18 protein-coding genes are annotated in these 13,872 nt (G+C 41.1%); 7 read left to right on the forward strand and 11 right to left on the reverse strand.

The genetic code is table 11. The features are described 5' to 3' along the window. Positions 1 to 56: 56 nt before the first annotated feature. The 4 genes from QXI54_08650 to QXI54_08665 all read left to right on the forward strand — a co-directional run bounded on the left by QXI54_08650 (position 57) and on the right by QXI54_08665 (position 3,674). Positions 57 to 1,097 carry an ABC transporter ATP-binding protein gene (locus tag QXI54_08650; GenBank protein ID MEM0303220.1) on the forward strand — a complete coding sequence of 347 codons (1,041 nt, stop codon included), beginning with the start codon at positions 57 to 59 and terminating at the stop codon, positions 1,095 to 1,097. Further along, positions 1,094 to 1,840, forward strand: a complete 747-nt coding sequence (locus QXI54_08655) for an ABC transporter permease (GenBank protein ID MEM0303221.1) — start codon at positions 1,094 to 1,096, stop codon at positions 1,838 to 1,840. Before QXI54_08650 ends, QXI54_08655 begins: the two co-directional genes overlap by 4 nt. A 108-nt stretch (positions 1,841 to 1,948) precedes the next feature. Then, on the forward strand, positions 1,949 to 2,563 hold the full coding sequence (locus QXI54_08660) for an ABC transporter permease (protein MEM0303222.1): 615 nt from the start codon (positions 1,949 to 1,951) through the stop codon (positions 2,561 to 2,563). A gap of 31 nt (positions 2,564 to 2,594) precedes the next feature. Then, positions 2,595 to 3,674, forward strand: coding sequence for an extracellular solute-binding protein (locus QXI54_08665; GenBank protein MEM0303223.1), 1,080 nt, complete (start codon positions 2,595 to 2,597; stop codon positions 3,672 to 3,674). A gap of 407 nt (positions 3,675 to 4,081) precedes the next feature. Here QXI54_08665 and QXI54_08670 read toward each other — a convergent pair whose 3' ends face one another. From QXI54_08670 to QXI54_08695, 6 genes are read right to left on the reverse strand one after another with little or no spacing between them, the layout of a single operon-like run. Next, positions 4,082 to 4,495, reverse strand: a complete 414-nt coding sequence (locus QXI54_08670; GenBank protein ID MEM0303224.1) for an ACT domain-containing protein — start codon at positions 4,493 to 4,495, stop codon at positions 4,082 to 4,084. A gap of 10 nt (positions 4,496 to 4,505) precedes the next feature. Further along, positions 4,506 to 5,804 (reverse strand): phenylacetate--CoA ligase, encoded by a 1,299-nt coding sequence (locus tag QXI54_08675; protein MEM0303225.1) that lies wholly within the window; start codon positions 5,802 to 5,804, stop codon positions 4,506 to 4,508. Continuing rightward, positions 5,804 to 6,070, reverse strand: a complete 267-nt coding sequence (locus QXI54_08680; GenBank protein ID MEM0303226.1) for a hypothetical protein — start codon at positions 6,068 to 6,070, stop codon at positions 5,804 to 5,806. The genes QXI54_08675 and QXI54_08680 overlap by 1 nt, the downstream gene beginning before the upstream one ends. Then, complete coding sequence (locus QXI54_08685) at positions 6,067 to 6,699, reverse strand: fibrillarin-like rRNA/tRNA 2'-O-methyltransferase (protein ID MEM0303227.1); 633 nt, start codon at positions 6,697 to 6,699, stop codon at positions 6,067 to 6,069. The genes QXI54_08680 and QXI54_08685 overlap by 4 nt, the downstream gene beginning before the upstream one ends. Further along, the gene (locus QXI54_08690; GenBank protein ID MEM0303228.1) at positions 6,696 to 7,478 is read right to left on the reverse strand and encodes an RNA-processing protein; all 783 of its coding nucleotides are present in this window, start codon (positions 7,476 to 7,478) and stop codon (positions 6,696 to 6,698) included. Before QXI54_08690 ends, QXI54_08685 begins: the two co-directional genes overlap by 4 nt. Beyond that, positions 7,459 to 8,394 (reverse strand): beta-ribofuranosylaminobenzene 5'-phosphate synthase, encoded by a 936-nt coding sequence (locus QXI54_08695; GenBank protein ID MEM0303229.1) that lies wholly within the window; start codon positions 8,392 to 8,394, stop codon positions 7,459 to 7,461. The genes QXI54_08690 and QXI54_08695 overlap by 20 nt, the downstream gene beginning before the upstream one ends. Positions 8,395 to 8,443: 49 nt before the next feature. Between QXI54_08695 and QXI54_08700 the strand changes: the two genes are divergently transcribed. Next, positions 8,444 to 9,172 carry a hypothetical protein gene (locus tag QXI54_08700; GenBank protein MEM0303230.1) on the forward strand — a complete coding sequence of 243 codons (729 nt, stop codon included), beginning with the start codon at positions 8,444 to 8,446 and terminating at the stop codon, positions 9,170 to 9,172. Here the strand turns inward: QXI54_08700 and QXI54_08705 are convergent. Genes QXI54_08705 through QXI54_08715 form a run of 3 tightly spaced genes read right to left on the reverse strand, consistent with a single transcriptional unit; the run spans position 9,169 to position 11,164 of the window. After that, on the reverse strand, positions 9,169 to 9,960 hold the full coding sequence (locus QXI54_08705) for a 2-amino-3,7-dideoxy-D-threo-hept-6-ulosonate synthase (GenBank protein MEM0303231.1): 792 nt from the start codon (positions 9,958 to 9,960) through the stop codon (positions 9,169 to 9,171). The genes QXI54_08700 and QXI54_08705 overlap by 4 nt on opposite strands. A gap of 43 nt (positions 9,961 to 10,003) precedes the next feature. Then, entirely contained in the window at positions 10,004 to 10,585 is a 582-nt protein-coding gene (locus tag QXI54_08710; GenBank protein MEM0303232.1) for a DUF4203 domain-containing protein, read from the reverse strand. A 36-nt stretch (positions 10,586 to 10,621) separates the two neighbouring features. Further along, positions 10,622 to 11,164 carry a DUF99 family protein gene (locus tag QXI54_08715; GenBank protein ID MEM0303233.1) on the reverse strand — a complete coding sequence of 181 codons (543 nt, stop codon included), beginning with the start codon at positions 11,162 to 11,164 and terminating at the stop codon, positions 10,622 to 10,624. A gap of 32 nt (positions 11,165 to 11,196) precedes the next feature. Between QXI54_08715 and QXI54_08720 the strand changes: the two genes are divergently transcribed. Together QXI54_08720 and QXI54_08725 are read left to right on the forward strand one after the other, a co-directional pair. Continuing rightward, on the forward strand, positions 11,197 to 11,691 hold the full coding sequence (locus QXI54_08720; GenBank protein MEM0303234.1) for an HD domain-containing protein: 495 nt from the start codon (positions 11,197 to 11,199) through the stop codon (positions 11,689 to 11,691). Further along, the gene (locus QXI54_08725; protein ID MEM0303235.1) at positions 11,688 to 12,158 is read left to right on the forward strand and encodes a Mut7-C RNAse domain-containing protein; all 471 of its coding nucleotides are present in this window, start codon (positions 11,688 to 11,690) and stop codon (positions 12,156 to 12,158) included. The genes QXI54_08720 and QXI54_08725 overlap by 4 nt, the downstream gene beginning before the upstream one ends. A 242-nt stretch (positions 12,159 to 12,400) precedes the next feature. On the opposite strand, the gene QXI54_08730 is transcribed toward QXI54_08725, so the two are convergent. Together QXI54_08730 and QXI54_08735 are read right to left on the reverse strand one after the other, a co-directional pair. Continuing rightward, positions 12,401 to 13,093, reverse strand: a complete 693-nt coding sequence (locus tag QXI54_08730; GenBank protein ID MEM0303236.1) for a heparan-alpha-glucosaminide N-acetyltransferase — start codon at positions 13,091 to 13,093, stop codon at positions 12,401 to 12,403. After that, on the reverse strand, positions 13,090 to 13,869 hold the full coding sequence (locus QXI54_08735) for a proteasome assembly chaperone family protein (protein MEM0303237.1): 780 nt from the start codon (positions 13,867 to 13,869) through the stop codon (positions 13,090 to 13,092). Before QXI54_08735 ends, QXI54_08730 begins: the two co-directional genes overlap by 4 nt. Positions 13,870 to 13,872: the final 3 nt, after the last annotated feature.

Raw genomic sequence — 13,872 nt, forward strand, 5'->3', positions numbered from 1 at the left:
CGCTAAAAATACGTGAAACCGCAAATTTTTTAAACTAAAGGGCTAAGCTAATCTTAATGGTTGAGTTCGCAGTCGAGCTCGACGGAGTTTCTAAAAGTTACTCGGGTTTTGAAGCAGTGAGGGATATTCAGCTCAAAATCCGCAAAGGAGAGTTCTTCTCAATCCTTGGGCCAAGTGGGTCTGGAAAAACAACGATTCTTAGACTGATTGCAGGTCTGCTATTTCCAGACAAGGGCTCCATTAGACTAATGGGAGAAGACATGACCCGCGTTCCACCATACAAAAGAAGTGTGGGAATGGTTTTTCAAGAACTCGCACTATTTCCGCATCTGAACGTTTTTGAGAACGTCGCGTATGGTTTAAGAGTTAGAAAAGTTCCCGAACAAGAGATAAAAAGAAAAGTCAGAGAGTGTTTGGAAATAGTCAATCTCGACCCTGAAACGTTTGAAAGAAGAAAGATAAACCAGCTTTCCGGGGGGCAGCAACAAAGAGTTGCAATAGCAAGAGCTTTGGCCATAGAACCTTCAGTTCTCTTGCTTGACGAGCCTCTGGGGTCTTTAGATTTGAAACTTAGACAGCACATGATGTCCGAACTTAAAAGAATACAGAAGACAGTAAAGACGACCTTTGTCTATGTGACCCACGACCAGTCTGAGGCTCTGATCATGTCTGACAGGATTGCAGTGATAAATCGTGGATCTATAGAACAAATCGGAACTCCCACAGAGATCTACGAGAGCCCTGCAACGAAGTTTGTTGCGGAATTCATTGGAGAAATGAACTTCATACTTGCAGAAGCGCATAATGGCAAACTCATAAGCGATATAGGTTTCATAAGGGTCTCTAAACTAAACGGAGCAAAGAAGGTTGTCGTTGCAATACGTCCAGAGAAGATTAAAATTGGAGGTACAGGACTTGACAACGTCTACAATGCTATAATTGAGGAGATTTCATATCTTGGAGGATTCGTATCGGTGAAAGCAAGAGTAAATGGTATTTCTCTCAAGTGTCTTACATCTTCGGAGACAAGATTTGAGGAAAATCAAATGGTTGAAATTGGATGGAGAGCGGATGACGCAATAGTTTTTGAGGCATGAGGCGTGAACTCGCTTTTCCTTCCTTAGCATACCTTCTGATTTTTTTCTACATTCCGTTTCTAATAGTTCTCCTTTACAGTGTTGGTTTTCCCGAATTCACCCTCAAATACTATGCGGAGCTATTTGATGCTCTGTACCTCAAGGTCTTTATTAACTCGCTAATCCTTGCAGGAACCACCACTATCCTTTGTCTGATCCTGGCCTATCCCGTAGCATACTATATCGCTCTAAAAGCTGGAAAATGGAAAAATTTTTTACTCGTTCTTGTTATTCTTCCATTCTGGATTAGTTTTTTGCTCAGAACTTATGCGATAATGACTCTACTAAACCCGCTTGGATTAATGTTCACGTTTCCAGCGATCCTTATTGGAATGGTATACGATTATTTACCCTTCATGATTCTTCCTTTATACGCTTCCCTTGAGCGACTAAGTAGATCACAACTCGAGGCATCCTACGTGCTCGGTGCAAGGCCCGCAGAGACTTTCTTAAGAGTGACTTTACCACTCTCAAAACCTGGAATCGTCGCGGGGATCATTCTCGTATTTACTCCAGCCCTTGGAGAGTTTGTTGTGCCACTAATGCTTGGTGGGACATACATGACAATCGGAACAGTAACCTGGGATCTATTCCTAAGGTATCACAACTGGTGGAAAGGTTCGGCTCTTTCGACGCTCTATATTTTTGTAGTGTTGGTTGCAATAACCATATACATAAAAAGAGCCGGGAGGATCGAGTTATGATTCGGGCTTTTGTCCTCTTCGTCTTCATTTTCCTGTATGTTCCAATAATATGTGGTGGCCTCATCCTTTATCGACGAGAACGGAATCACGACAAAGTGGTTTCTAAAGTTGTTTGAAGATAGGGCGATAGTGAATGCCTTTTACAACAGTCTTTTTTTGGCAATTCTTTCCACGTTTTTTTCTGTAATTCTTGGCACTTTAGCAGCTTACGCCTTCATTAGAACCAATATGAAATTTGAGTCTCTTTTCTACGCACCAATAGTCATCCCCGAAATTACCGAAGCTCTTTCACTGCTCATGTTTTACAAGCTTATTTCTTTTCCTCTTGGATTTTACTCAGTTCTGATAGGCCACATAGCATTTAATGTGTCATTTGTATATGTAATTGTCAAGGCTAGACTTTCGGCCCAGTTAAAATCGATTGAGGAGGCTTCACTAACCCTTGGAGCAAATGAAATCCAGACTTTCTTTAAAGTAACAGTCCCACTCGCCATGCCAGGAATAGTTGCAGGCTCGCTCATAGCCTTCACACTTTCATGGGATAATTTCGTAAAGACAGTCTTCACTACTGGCCCAGGATTCCAGACTTTACCACTCATCATCTGGTCTCAAGCTGCGAGAGGTGTTGTTAGTCCAACTTTGAACGCCTTAACGACTTTAATGCTAATAACATCCTTTGTTCTCGCTTATCTCTACGCCAGAATCTCTCTGAAGAGAGAGTAAAGTTTTTATTCCAAGATTTTCAACCAAAATCATGGTTGACAGGAGCAGAAGAGATTTTCTTAAAATTGCTGTTGCTGGAATTGCAACAATGGCTTTAGGCAGTTTAGCTGGGTGTTTGACGCGTAGAGAAGAACTTGTAATATGCAACTGGTCATACTACATTAACGAAACTTTACTCGACGTATTTTCAAGTCACATCGGGGTTCCCAGAGATGCAATTATCTACGAAGAATACGAGGATCCAAATTACATCTTAACCAAGCTTGAGGCGGGTGTGAGTGGTTATGATGTCATAATTTTGCCAGACTACTGCGTTGACATAGCTAGAAAGAAAAATCTGCTTTTAGAACTCGACAAAAAACTAATACCAAATTCAAGATACCTTGATGAAAAGTTTCTGAATTTACCATATGACCCAGAAGGCAAATTCAGCATTGTCTACATGTGGGGTTCCACGGGCTTTGCCTGGAGAAGTGGTATTGAAGATGTTACCACACTTGAACAGATCTTCAATCCCGAGTATGGATTCCTACCGAAGTATAGAAAAAAGATAACCATGCTTGAGGAGGCAACTGAAGTTATCTGCTCCTGTAAGGCTTATCTGGGTAAAAAGATGGATGACTGGAGCGATGAAACACTCGAAGAAGTGAAGGATGTTCTGATCAAACAGAAACCCTACCTTGCAAGTTATGCTGGAGCCAATATTTACTATGAAGGCCTGAAGAGAGGTGCTATCTATGTCGCACAAGCCTACAACGGAGATATAGCAAGGCTGAGGGAGGAGTTTAGTGAAGTTTATTTTGGAGTGCCAGAAGAAGGTGGCACCATATGGACGGATAACTTCTGCATTCCAAAAGACGCAAAGAATGTAAAAGCCGCACACGAATTCATAAACTTTATGCTCGATCCAGAGATTGCAGCAGCCAATTCCAAGTTAATAAGATATGCAAATCCAGTAAAGGCCTCCTGGGACCTCTTAGGTGAACTTCTCGAAGATCCGATTGTTTATCCGCCCGAAGAAGTTCAGAAGAAAATGTGGCTGATGCCCTCGCTCAGCGAAGAAGAGAGACGAAAAATTGAGAGGTTAATGCTCGAAGTGAAAGCTCTTTAAGTTTTAAAATCTTTTATAATTTTTATAATTTGAAAAGCAAATTAGAGGCGTTTAAGTCACTCAAAGGGATCCTAAATGCCATAAATAGAGGAGCAAACAGGCGTAGGAAAAATACTACCTCGTCGTGCTTTTTAAAGATAAGCCGTGGAGTTAAAGTCTTTCCAGCTTAGTAAAATTGGGAAATAAATTGCCTGTGATTTGTCTTTTTCTCACCCAAATTATTTCTTCTCGGAAAAGATAACCAATTTCTGCATTTAGCAGGATGTTCTGCTTTCTTTTTGCTGAAAAGCAACCATTTAATGGATACATTTAACTGGTGGCTTTTCGAATAGAGTAGAATCGTGCTTGTCCACAGATGCTAAACCCAAAACTTCGAGTTTTTTATATACAAAAATATTAATAAATAGTTACTCTATTTTACCCTTAAACAAAACCCCGAGCTTTTCAAGAATTGTTTTTGCCCTACTTATGTCATCGACTCTGAAAATTATCAAAGCCTTGTGCTTTTCTGACGTAAAGGCATAAACGTAATCTATGTTTATTCCCTCATCCCCAAGAGCCTTAGAAATTCTGTAAAGTTCTCCAGGTTTATCCTCAACCTCCACAGCCAGAACTTCGTTAAGAGTGACTGTGAATCCGGCCGATTTAAGTGCATTGTATGCTTCCTCGGTTTTATCGACTACCATCCTGATAATTCCAAAGTCTCCCGCATCTGCTATCATGAATGCCCTTAAATTTACCCCCCTCCTGAATAAAACCTCCGTTACCGACGCAAGTCTTCCGGGCTTGTTCTCCACAAAAACAGAAAGCTGTTTAATCATAAAAACCACCTCAGATCTTTCTTTTATCAATAACTCTCTTGGCTTTTCCTTCAAATCTCTGAAGAGTGCCGGGGTTCACAAGTTCAACCTTTGCAGAGATACCGAGAACAACTCTAAGCCTTTCCTCAACTTTCTTTGTAAGGTTAAGAATATCTGCGGGCTTGTCTATGGCAACTTTGTCGCTTAACTCCACTTGCACAGTCATCACATCGAGATTTTCCTCTCGATCGAGAATTATCATGTAGTGATCCCCGAGCTCAGGAATCTGCATGAGAACGTGCTCTATCTGGCTTGGGAACACGTTAACTCCGCGAACTATTAGCATGTCGTCGCTTCTCCCAAGAATTCTCATGATTCTCGGGTGAGTTCTTCCGCAGTTGCATTTCTCAGTTTCAAGGATCGTTATGTCTCCAGTTCTCCATCTTATCAAGGGCATGGCTTCTTTGCTAAGCGTTGTGACAACGAGTTCCCCTTTCTCACCCTCGCCTACCTGCTCGCCACTCTCGGGATCTATCACTTCAATTAGGAAATGATCTGCCCATACATGGAGCCCGTTTCTTTCAATGCATTCAGTGAATAGCGGACCGCTAAGCTCAGAAGTTCCATAGACGTCATAGGCAACAATTCCTGTCTTATCTTCTATTCTTTTTCTCGTTTCCTCGCTCCACGGCTCAGCTCCGAATATTCCCATTCTCAGCTTTGTCTCTCTAAGGCTTGTGTTCATCTTTTTTTCTGCAAATTCGGTCATGTAGAGCATGTATGATGGTGTGCATGCAATTACCGTGACTCCGAGATCTTTCATCAGGTTGATTTGTCTCTCAGTATTCCCTGCCGACACGGGTAAGGCTGTGGCTCCTATTTTCTCAGCAGCATAGTGAAAACCTAACCCACCTGTGAAAAGTCCGTAGCCATATGCAATCTGCATTATATCCTCATTTGTAACTCCGCAACTTATAAGACCTCTACAAAGACTCTCAACCCAGACCCTTATGTCATCCTCGGTATATCCGACCAAGGTAGGTTTTCCGGTGGTGCCACTCGATGCATGGAATCTAACGATCTGCGATAAGGGCACTGCAAACATTCCGAATGGGTAATTGTCCCTCAAATCCTGCTTCTTTGTAAAAGGTAACTTTTTGAGGTCTTTAAGGCTCTGAATATCGGTTGGGTGAATTCCAAGCTCCCTAAATCTCCGCTTGTAGAATGGGGAGTATTCGTAAGCATTTCTAACAAGATTTTTCAACTTCTTCTCCTGTATTCTCTCCAGCTCCTTTACGGGCAGCCTTTCTATCGTCGGACTCCAGAACATCATTCCACCTCTTTAATTTCAACCTCTACGTAGTCCCCAACCCTTAGTTCTCGTGCAAGGTATTCTTCATACTCCATGGTTATAAAAGCATCGAAGCCCAGCAGTTCTTCAAACTTCTTCACGAGATTCATCCCCATCTGAAGACTAAACTCGAGTAGTTGAGCCGGATTGCCCGGAGCAACCGGGACCATCTCAGACTTCTCCTTTTTCATAAAAACAAGCACTTCATCATCTTTTAACTCAATCTTTACAATTTTGAACCTCACTCTCTCACCCCGAACACAAACATGTGATCCTTGTGATACGGTTCCAGAGTTCCCTTTTTAAGTATAATAAATCTTTTGGACAGTTCTTCCAAAACCTTAGAAAAGACTTCTGAAGACTCAAGTGTTGAATCTATGCTTTTGGCCTTAACCATAATCAGAAATTTTCCCCCATCCTTCAAAAAGAATTCAGAATTCGATGTCAGAATTTCGACTTGGTTTTTCTGCGCTATGTCCTGATAGATTAGATCGACTTTTTCCACAATACCGCTGTATCCCCACGGCTTTGACGCGTCAGCAAAAACTGGAATTATATTTTCCCTCTCTTTTGCAAGTTCAAGAAGCTTTTTGAATGGTTTGGCTGAATACTCTACAGCATAGATTATTCCCTCATCCAAAATGTCTGCAAGGTGGCTAACCGTTGTGCCACTCGCAGCACCAAGATATAAAACTTTTTCATTGCCGTAAAATTCAATTTCATATCCTTTAACGAGAACTGCGGAGAGTTTGCTTCTCCATGGCACCCACTCTCTGAATCTTTCATTCCCAATCTCAAATATTTTCTCCCCGTAGTGGCTTCCGTATTTACTTTTCGTGGCCGGAATACCTCCAAAAAATCTAACGTTTCTCATGCCCGTCTTAACCTCTCAAACCTGTTTTTTAGCGATTCATAAAGTCCTTCCTCAAGTTCTCCTCTAAAGAAGTCAATTTTCGAAGCAATTGAGATTTTTGCTGCCAAAAACCTCGCCATCTTGCCTCTCTTGTGTTTTGGAAGATTTCGAATGAAACCATGTGCGAAAATAATTCCGTGCTTTGGAACTTTGGCTTCTTTACCTTTCCTAATTTTAGCTAAAGCCCTGTAAAGGCTTCTTTCGGCACCAATTATTTGTATCTTACTTGCAGGTGCTTTTGCAAGATTTTCAAGACTTCCAAATCGCTCTATAAGCTTTGCTCCGATTTTAACTCCTGCTATTTCAGTTAGATTTGGGGCAATTTTTTCCATAACCGAAGCTATTTCATCTTCAATCCTCAATCTTAGTCTCTCCAGCTTTTCAAGAGTGTTCGCAAATTCTTCTTGAATTTCAGTCTCTCTAACAAGTTCTAAATCTTCTTTTTTCTCTTTTAGAGCGTTTATAGCTTCATCGAGTTGTTCAAGCGCTTTTACGAGGACAATTACATACTTATCGTCGCTCTTCAGCTCTTTTTCGACTTTTTCCTCGGCAACATCGATAGCAATTTTTCTTAGTAAATTATAATAATTATTACCAAATATTTTCAAACCGATCTCGGAAACGTTAAATTGCAATGGAGCATCATTTCTGGCCGACTTAAATGATTGTTTCAAATCCTTGGAAACTTCAACTTCTCCATTGAACTTACCAAACCAGAGATTATAGCTCAATTTCTGCACCTCTATTCCTGCCCTTCGTTATTAAACTCTCGCACTTTATTTCTCTCTCCTCGAAATATTTTTCAATTTCTCTTGCCAATGTCCTTGCATTTGTGTCTGTGACTGCAAAAATGCTTGGCCCAGTAGAGCTCATTCCAGCAGGAAACTGCTCGAGACACTCGCGAATAAGGGAACCGTATCGCTCAACCTCTGCTTTCTTAAACCCCAGATGCTGAATCCTTCGCAGTGCAAAAATAAATGAGTCGAGGTCTTTTTCAACCACTGCTGGAAGCATTTTCATTAAAATTAGATGGCAAAGCTCTCTGACATCTTCCAGTGGCACCGGACAGCTTTTCTGGAATAAATCCACTTCGCCCAAACCATAAGCTCCACTGAGTTTTGGAATTACAACAACAACGTCCCATTCAGGAAACTCAAGCCTCGAAATAATTTTCGCGGGCTTTGCCTTGCTTGCAGAAGATGGCAGAAAATCCTTTTTCTCTTTCTTTGAGTGGCCTCCATCAACAATAAACCCACCGAATTCAAATACTGCAACCCCTATTCCAGAAGTCCCACCCCTGCTGACAAGTTCAGCAATCTCTCTTACACTCAAGCCGTATCCGTATAACTCCGAAAAAGCTTTGCCGATTGCCAGAGATATCTGAGTCCCGCTACCTAAACCCACATGACTTTGGTAGTCTGCTTTTACATAAATATCGATCCCTTTACCAAAATAAGCAGATAATTTTTCTGTTACCTCTTTAAATCTTTTAAAATTTAAAGCGTTGCCTCCTATCGAAACTTCATCGCTTTCAAAAGCTTCTATTTCCACGAAAGGCTCATTAAGCGCAAAGCCCACTCCTCCGTCTATTCTGCCAAGACTACCATTTAAATCAATCAGCGTGATGTGAATTCTTGAGGGTGTTTTTATTCGCATGGATAAAGTTAAAGAAAAAGGATTAAAAGCTTAACGCAGAAATGCCGTAATGCTCGAGCTGATCGAATCTCTTTCAGAAATGCTTTCTGGAAGAGTTGTTGTAAGCGAAGAGGAATTAAAGCACAAGGCCTTGCGCGCCGGGTTGAAAGTTCTTGGGTTTGGAATTAAAAATTTTGGAGAGGATGAATTGAGGGTAGTGGTTCTTAGCTTTATTGAATGTCCAATATCGGTTAAATCGCTATACTTTTCAGAAAAGATCCTGATAAATGGAGTTCCATTCTACCATCTGCACACAAAAAAGCCCCAGCAATCAGATTTAGAAATCGCATATAGGGAATTTCTAAAATCCAAAAGCTTTCTCGATAACCTTAAACGCATTATGGATTTGACTGATAAGTTCTTTGAGGGTTATGCAAAAGAGGGTTATTTCCTTCGTTTTTACACTTCAGACTATAAATTTGCTGTCTACTTCACAACTGTTTCCGACCTCAAGAATGATTCTGAAATCCACCTTAAGCTTGCAGAAAATTTTGACGGAGAATACGTGACAATTGTGCAAACAGAAGAGAAGCCAACAGAGTTTGTGGAACTTTTCAAAATTTATTCCGAGAGATTCAAAAGAGGAGGAGTAAAAGTCTGGGTTGCGAACCCAAAAGACGGGATTGATCCCTTCATTGGCTATCCAAAGGATTTAAAGCTTTTGAGCAGATTTAAGAATCCAAAACTCGCAAGCCGTATCAATGCCCTTTGGAGAGAAAAAGTTGAAGAGCTGGATTAGCTCCTAAGAATTTCAAGAGCTTCCTTCACTTCAACATTTTCATGAACAATCATTGAAATAGCTCTTGTCATCTTTGTTGGATTCTGAGCCTGAAAGATGTTTCTTCCGATTGCAACTCCTCTCGCTCCAGCATCCATTGCCATCCTCACCATTTGAAGTATTTCTTCATCACTGCTCATTTTTGGCCCACCTGCAATAACAACCGGCACTGGGCAACCCTCAACTACTTTTTTGAAGCTTTCAACATCGCCGGTAAAGTTTGTCTTAATGATGTCCGCACCCAGCTCTGCCCCAACTCTTGCTGCAAGGCTTACTGCCTTGTAATCGTATTGATTTATCTTTTCCCCTCTCGGATACATCATTGCGAGCAATGGCATCCCCCATTCAGAGCAAATCTTTGAAATCTCCCCAAGATTTTTCAATTGCTCCGCCTCAGTTTTGCTTCCAACATTTATATGGATGCTCACTGCATCCGCTCCAAGCTTAATTGCCTCCTCAACCGTGCAAACAAGAACTTTTTCGTTTGGATCTGGCGATAGGCTCGTCGAGGCGCTGAGATGGACAATCAAACCTATATCTCTGCCATATCCGCGATGACCAAAGGGTATGACTCCCTTATGCAAGATCACAGCATTTGCCCCGCCCTCTGCTACCGCATTGATCGTCTTGGGCAGGTTTACGAGCCCCTCTATCGGCCCCATCGAAACTCCATGGTCCATTGGAACTATTACTGTGTTACCTGTGTTCCTGTTTACTATGCGTTCAATTCTGATCTTCTTTCCTATCATGCTATTGAGTTTCAAAGTGGCAATATAAATCTTTCCATTCAAACTATTCCTTACTTGTTTCTCTTGTAAGAACAAGCTGTGTTACAATTCCTATTATCCCCATGACAAACCATAGCAGAAAGAGCAGTGGAGACAAGAATGCTACCTGTAATGCATTTCTCGGATCAAATAGAAATACTTCGACAGATGTCCCGGTTACCAGCATTTCTACAGCAACAACGATTGCTGTTGCACCGAGGAATGCGGTAATGATAATAACCAAAGCTCGCTCTAAAAATAGAACAAGAATACCACAAAGAATTGCAAAAACATACGCGTAAAGCATTTTTTCGGGAAGTAGATAATTCAGAAACATATACCCAATAACCGTTCCTGTGAGAAAGAGACCAACATTGTAGAAAAGCCCAAAAATGATAGCCAAAACAATTCCCGTTGCAATGTAAGTTAAAAACGAGTAACCAACAAACAGAGAAATGTAATATCCAAGGATAACTCCCACAACGAATCCAATAACTGCACTGTAAAGTCTAAAGAGCTTGTAGCCCGCAAAGCCTACAATCAAACCACCGAATACAAGAACTGCTACGATGAACATCGGATTATACATCAAGTCCATCCAGTCCATAGTATATGGTTGTGTCTATATTTATAAAATTTCCGATTATCGATTTTTTGATTCTCCATGAACTACTGCAGAAGCCACAAGATGTGCGATCCTCAAAGCTTCAGGAAATTTTCCCCTCCATACATTTGCATCAACGATTTTTTTAGCATCCTCAAAGTTCAGCCCGGAAAATTGCAAAAAAAGATTTCCATACCTGTATATTTCTCCTGCTCGCTCAACAATTGCGATTCTCTGCTCAAATCTCTCAAGGTTTTTCAAAGCACTGCGGAATTCTTCCATATTCGGTTCTTTGCCCATAACAACAACAACTGGAATTCCAGTTTTTTCATGGATTTCCTTGATATCCGCAATATTGAAACCACCAAAAGTGATCCCACCCAAGAAAACGCACCTCAACTGCCTGAAAAATTTTGATCTCTTTAGCATCGTCACAATCTTTTCGGTGGAATCAAACCCGTCTACAGAGATTCTTTCAAACATGAAACCATCAATACTCCTACCACTCATTACACAACCAACGAGACAGCAAAAGTCCTTGGAAAAGCTATCGTCTATGCCAACAACTCTCCAGCTTTTCATAAAGTTTATTGCCATGGAAGTTTATTAACCATATGCAGGACACCATAAAGCTAATTCATGAACTTGGAACTCTTAAGCTAACCCCAAGATCTGGATGGCTTAAAATAGGAATCGAAATTCCTGAGAGTGTTGCAGAACACAGCTTTAGGACAGCAATAATTGCATTTTTGCTTGCCAAAAAAAGTGGCGAAAGCATAGAAAATTGTCTGCGATCTGCATTTCTTGGGCTGATCCACGACATCCATGAAGCAAGAACGATGGATCTTCACAAGATTGCCAAGAGATACGTGAAAATAGACGAAGAAAAACTCGAAAATGATATTGCGAAGTTTGAAGTAGATAGCAAGGGAGTTGAGAAATACGTCGAAGATGCGGACAAGCTTGAGCTCGCATTTCAGGCTGTGGAATATTCAGTGAAGAACAGGTTCGCAATTGAGTTTGCAAAAAATCTTGAGTTTAAAACAGAAGTAGCTAAGGAGATTTACAAAAATCTTATGGAAAGAATGGATCCAAGATGGTGGAGATGAAGTTTATCTGCGATCGAATGCTGGGGAAGCTTGCAGTATGGCTTCGAATTTCGGGCTATGATACGCTTTACATAGGGGATTTTGCAACCGAAGATGAAGATGATTTTATGATCGAAAACTTTAAGGATCGGATTCTCCTGACAAAGGATAGAAAATTGTTCTCAAAGGCAAAAAAATTCGGCAGAGATGCTATATTGATAAGATCCAACGATGTTGCGGAGCAAATGAAAGAACTCAAGGCATTTGGAGTTAAATTCCAGATTGTTATGGATCGGTGCAGTGTTTGCAACAATTTTCTGCGAAAGCCAACAATAGAAGAAGCTTTAACAGTTTTAAGGGAGCAGGGCTTGCCAGAAGACATGCTCGAGAGATATGAACTCTGGTTCTGTGAGAACTGCAGAAAACTTTACTGGATGGGTGGGCACTGGATAAACATGGTAAGGTTTTTAAGAAAGTTGGAAGATTGACTTTATGGACATGCCATCGGAAGTTGTTTTAGCTTCGGTAATCGTTTTTATGGGTATAGGAATCCCCTATGCCTTTACAATTCTAAAGAGTTTCAAGAAGAATCGCTGAAGTTTTAATAAAATTAGATTTAGATCGTCTAAAAAGAGTTTTGAAGTGCAAAAAAGTCGAGTAGCCCGAACTTTTGATTCGAGTGCCAGTTTTTAATCAAAGTTTTTAATCAAAAGCTCTGGCGTATAGAGCTTCAGATTTCAAATGAAGTTATGAGTTGACCCAAAATATCCCCATAGTATACCTGAAGCAAAAAAACTATGACTGGGTGCTGAATCAGATAAATAGCCAATGAATGTCTTCCAAGAAAGTTTATCGGGTTGCTCCAGTAATTTGAGCTTTCACGCCTGTAATAAGAACCAAAGAACATGCCAAGCAAAAAAACGCCGAACCAAGGGATCATTGGATAGTAGTCAAGCGTTCTAAAGCCATAGGGCATTATTCCAAGCCAGACAAGGTAAGGCTCCTTAATTAATAGTTCCGAGACATGAAAATTCGCAATGAGAAACAAAATTCCAACCGAGAGGCTTAAAAATGGTTTTCCGAGGAATAAAAACCCAAAAACAGATGCCAAGGCAAAGAAGTGAATTATGCCAAAAATAACCATTTTATCAGGGGCAAAGATGTATGTGGCAATGGTTATCCCCAATGCGATCAACAAGAGTCTCAGCGTTCTCCTAAGAACGGGTTTAAAATTTTTATAGACTATGCTAAATGTAAATCCTGAAATGAATATGAACATCCCGCCGATAAAGCGGGGAAACCAGAACCAGAAGTCGCCTTCAAGCTTGATCTTGCCAAAGTAGTATGCATCGAAAAATAGGTGAAAAATTAGCATTAGAATTACAGCTATTCCCCTCGCAAAGTCGATCTCCCAGAACCTCATCTGAAGTATCTCAGATCTTCATCGCTCTTCCACTGCTGAACCGCAAGCTCTTGCATCTCCTTTATCTGGGCTATAATCTTCTCCATTTCCTTGGCCCTTTTCTCAAGAGCTTCAAAGGATACCTGAAGCCCCAGAATTCTCGACAATACTTCCAGCACTGCCTTTGCACTCTTCGGATCGACCATATAGCCAGAAGTTACTCCCATGAGACAGATCGCCTCTATGTTCTCAAGCTCCGCCACTCCAAGCAAAAGCCCGGCAGCACCGATTATCCCTCCTCCTGGCTCTCCTGGTTCAAATTTGACACCATATTTAACCATTTCATCAACAACTTTCTTAGAATTAGCGGCACCAACTACGTAAGGTTCTTCCACGAGTCTACCTACTCCGTATCCGCCCAGAGTGTATATTCTCCTTACACCAAATCGCTTCGCTATCTCTATGTAAGCATTCACGAGCTCAAAGTGCCCCTCGTTGCTTATGCTCTGAAAGTCCCCCACGAGTATTAACAGATCGGGGGAACTACCATTTGATTTCCATGCGTAAACCTCATTCCTCGGTATTCTAATAGTTCCATCTTCCAGAACCATTACCTGCGGTGGGAAGTGATGAGAGTATATCTCCACAATCTTTTCAGCTCCAAGCTCGTTTACCAAGTGATCCGCTACAAGCTTCCCAACATGTCCGATACCTGGCAAACCTTCAATGAATACCGGATCCTTTAGCCCGCAGGCCTCTGGATCCTTCAAATACCTTACGTCCACTCTTTTTATCATTCC

The sequence above is a fragment of the Archaeoglobaceae archaeon genome, from assembly GCA_038734275.1.
Classification (GTDB): domain Archaea; phylum Halobacteriota; class Archaeoglobi; order Archaeoglobales; family Archaeoglobaceae; genus WYZ-LMO2.

Excerpts from the sequence above, each read along its gene's own strand:
- QXI54_08675 (MEM0303225.1), bottom strand. The coding sequence starts at position 5,804 with ATGTTCTGGAGTCCGACGATAGAAAGGCTGCCCGTAAAGGAGCTGGAG.
- QXI54_08665 (MEM0303223.1), top strand. The coding sequence starts at position 2,595 with ATGGTTGACAGGAGCAGAAGAGATTTTCTTAAAATTGCTGTTGCTGGA.
- QXI54_08670 (MEM0303224.1), bottom strand. The coding sequence starts at position 4,495 with ATGATTAAACAGCTTTCTGTTTTTGTGGAGAACAAGCCCGGAAGACTT.
- QXI54_08695 (MEM0303229.1), bottom strand. The coding sequence starts at position 8,394 with ATGCGAATAAAAACACCCTCAAGAATTCACATCACGCTGATTGATTTA.
- QXI54_08650 (MEM0303220.1), top strand. The coding sequence starts at position 57 with ATGGTTGAGTTCGCAGTCGAGCTCGACGGAGTTTCTAAAAGTTACTCG.
- QXI54_08725 (MEM0303235.1), top strand. The coding sequence starts at position 11,688 with ATGAAGTTTATCTGCGATCGAATGCTGGGGAAGCTTGCAGTATGGCTT.
- QXI54_08735 (MEM0303237.1), bottom strand. The coding sequence starts at position 13,869 with ATGATAAAAAGAGTGGACGTAAGGTATTTGAAGGATCCAGAGGCCTGC.
- QXI54_08705 (MEM0303231.1), bottom strand. The coding sequence starts at position 9,960 with ATGATAGGAAAGAAGATCAGAATTGAACGCATAGTAAACAGGAACACA.
- QXI54_08700 (MEM0303230.1), top strand. The coding sequence starts at position 8,444 with ATGCTCGAGCTGATCGAATCTCTTTCAGAAATGCTTTCTGGAAGAGTT.
- QXI54_08720 (MEM0303234.1), top strand. The coding sequence starts at position 11,197 with ATGCAGGACACCATAAAGCTAATTCATGAACTTGGAACTCTTAAGCTA.
- QXI54_08730 (MEM0303236.1), bottom strand. The coding sequence starts at position 13,093 with ATGAGGTTCTGGGAGATCGACTTTGCGAGGGGAATAGCTGTAATTCTA.
- QXI54_08710 (MEM0303232.1), bottom strand. The coding sequence starts at position 10,585 with ATGGACTGGATGGACTTGATGTATAATCCGATGTTCATCGTAGCAGTT.
- QXI54_08715 (MEM0303233.1), bottom strand. The coding sequence starts at position 11,164 with ATGAAAAGCTGGAGAGTTGTTGGCATAGACGATAGCTTTTCCAAGGAC.
- QXI54_08685 (MEM0303227.1), bottom strand. The coding sequence starts at position 6,699 with ATGAGAAACGTTAGATTTTTTGGAGGTATTCCGGCCACGAAAAGTAAA.
- QXI54_08655 (MEM0303221.1), top strand. The coding sequence starts at position 1,094 with ATGAGGCGTGAACTCGCTTTTCCTTCCTTAGCATACCTTCTGATTTTT.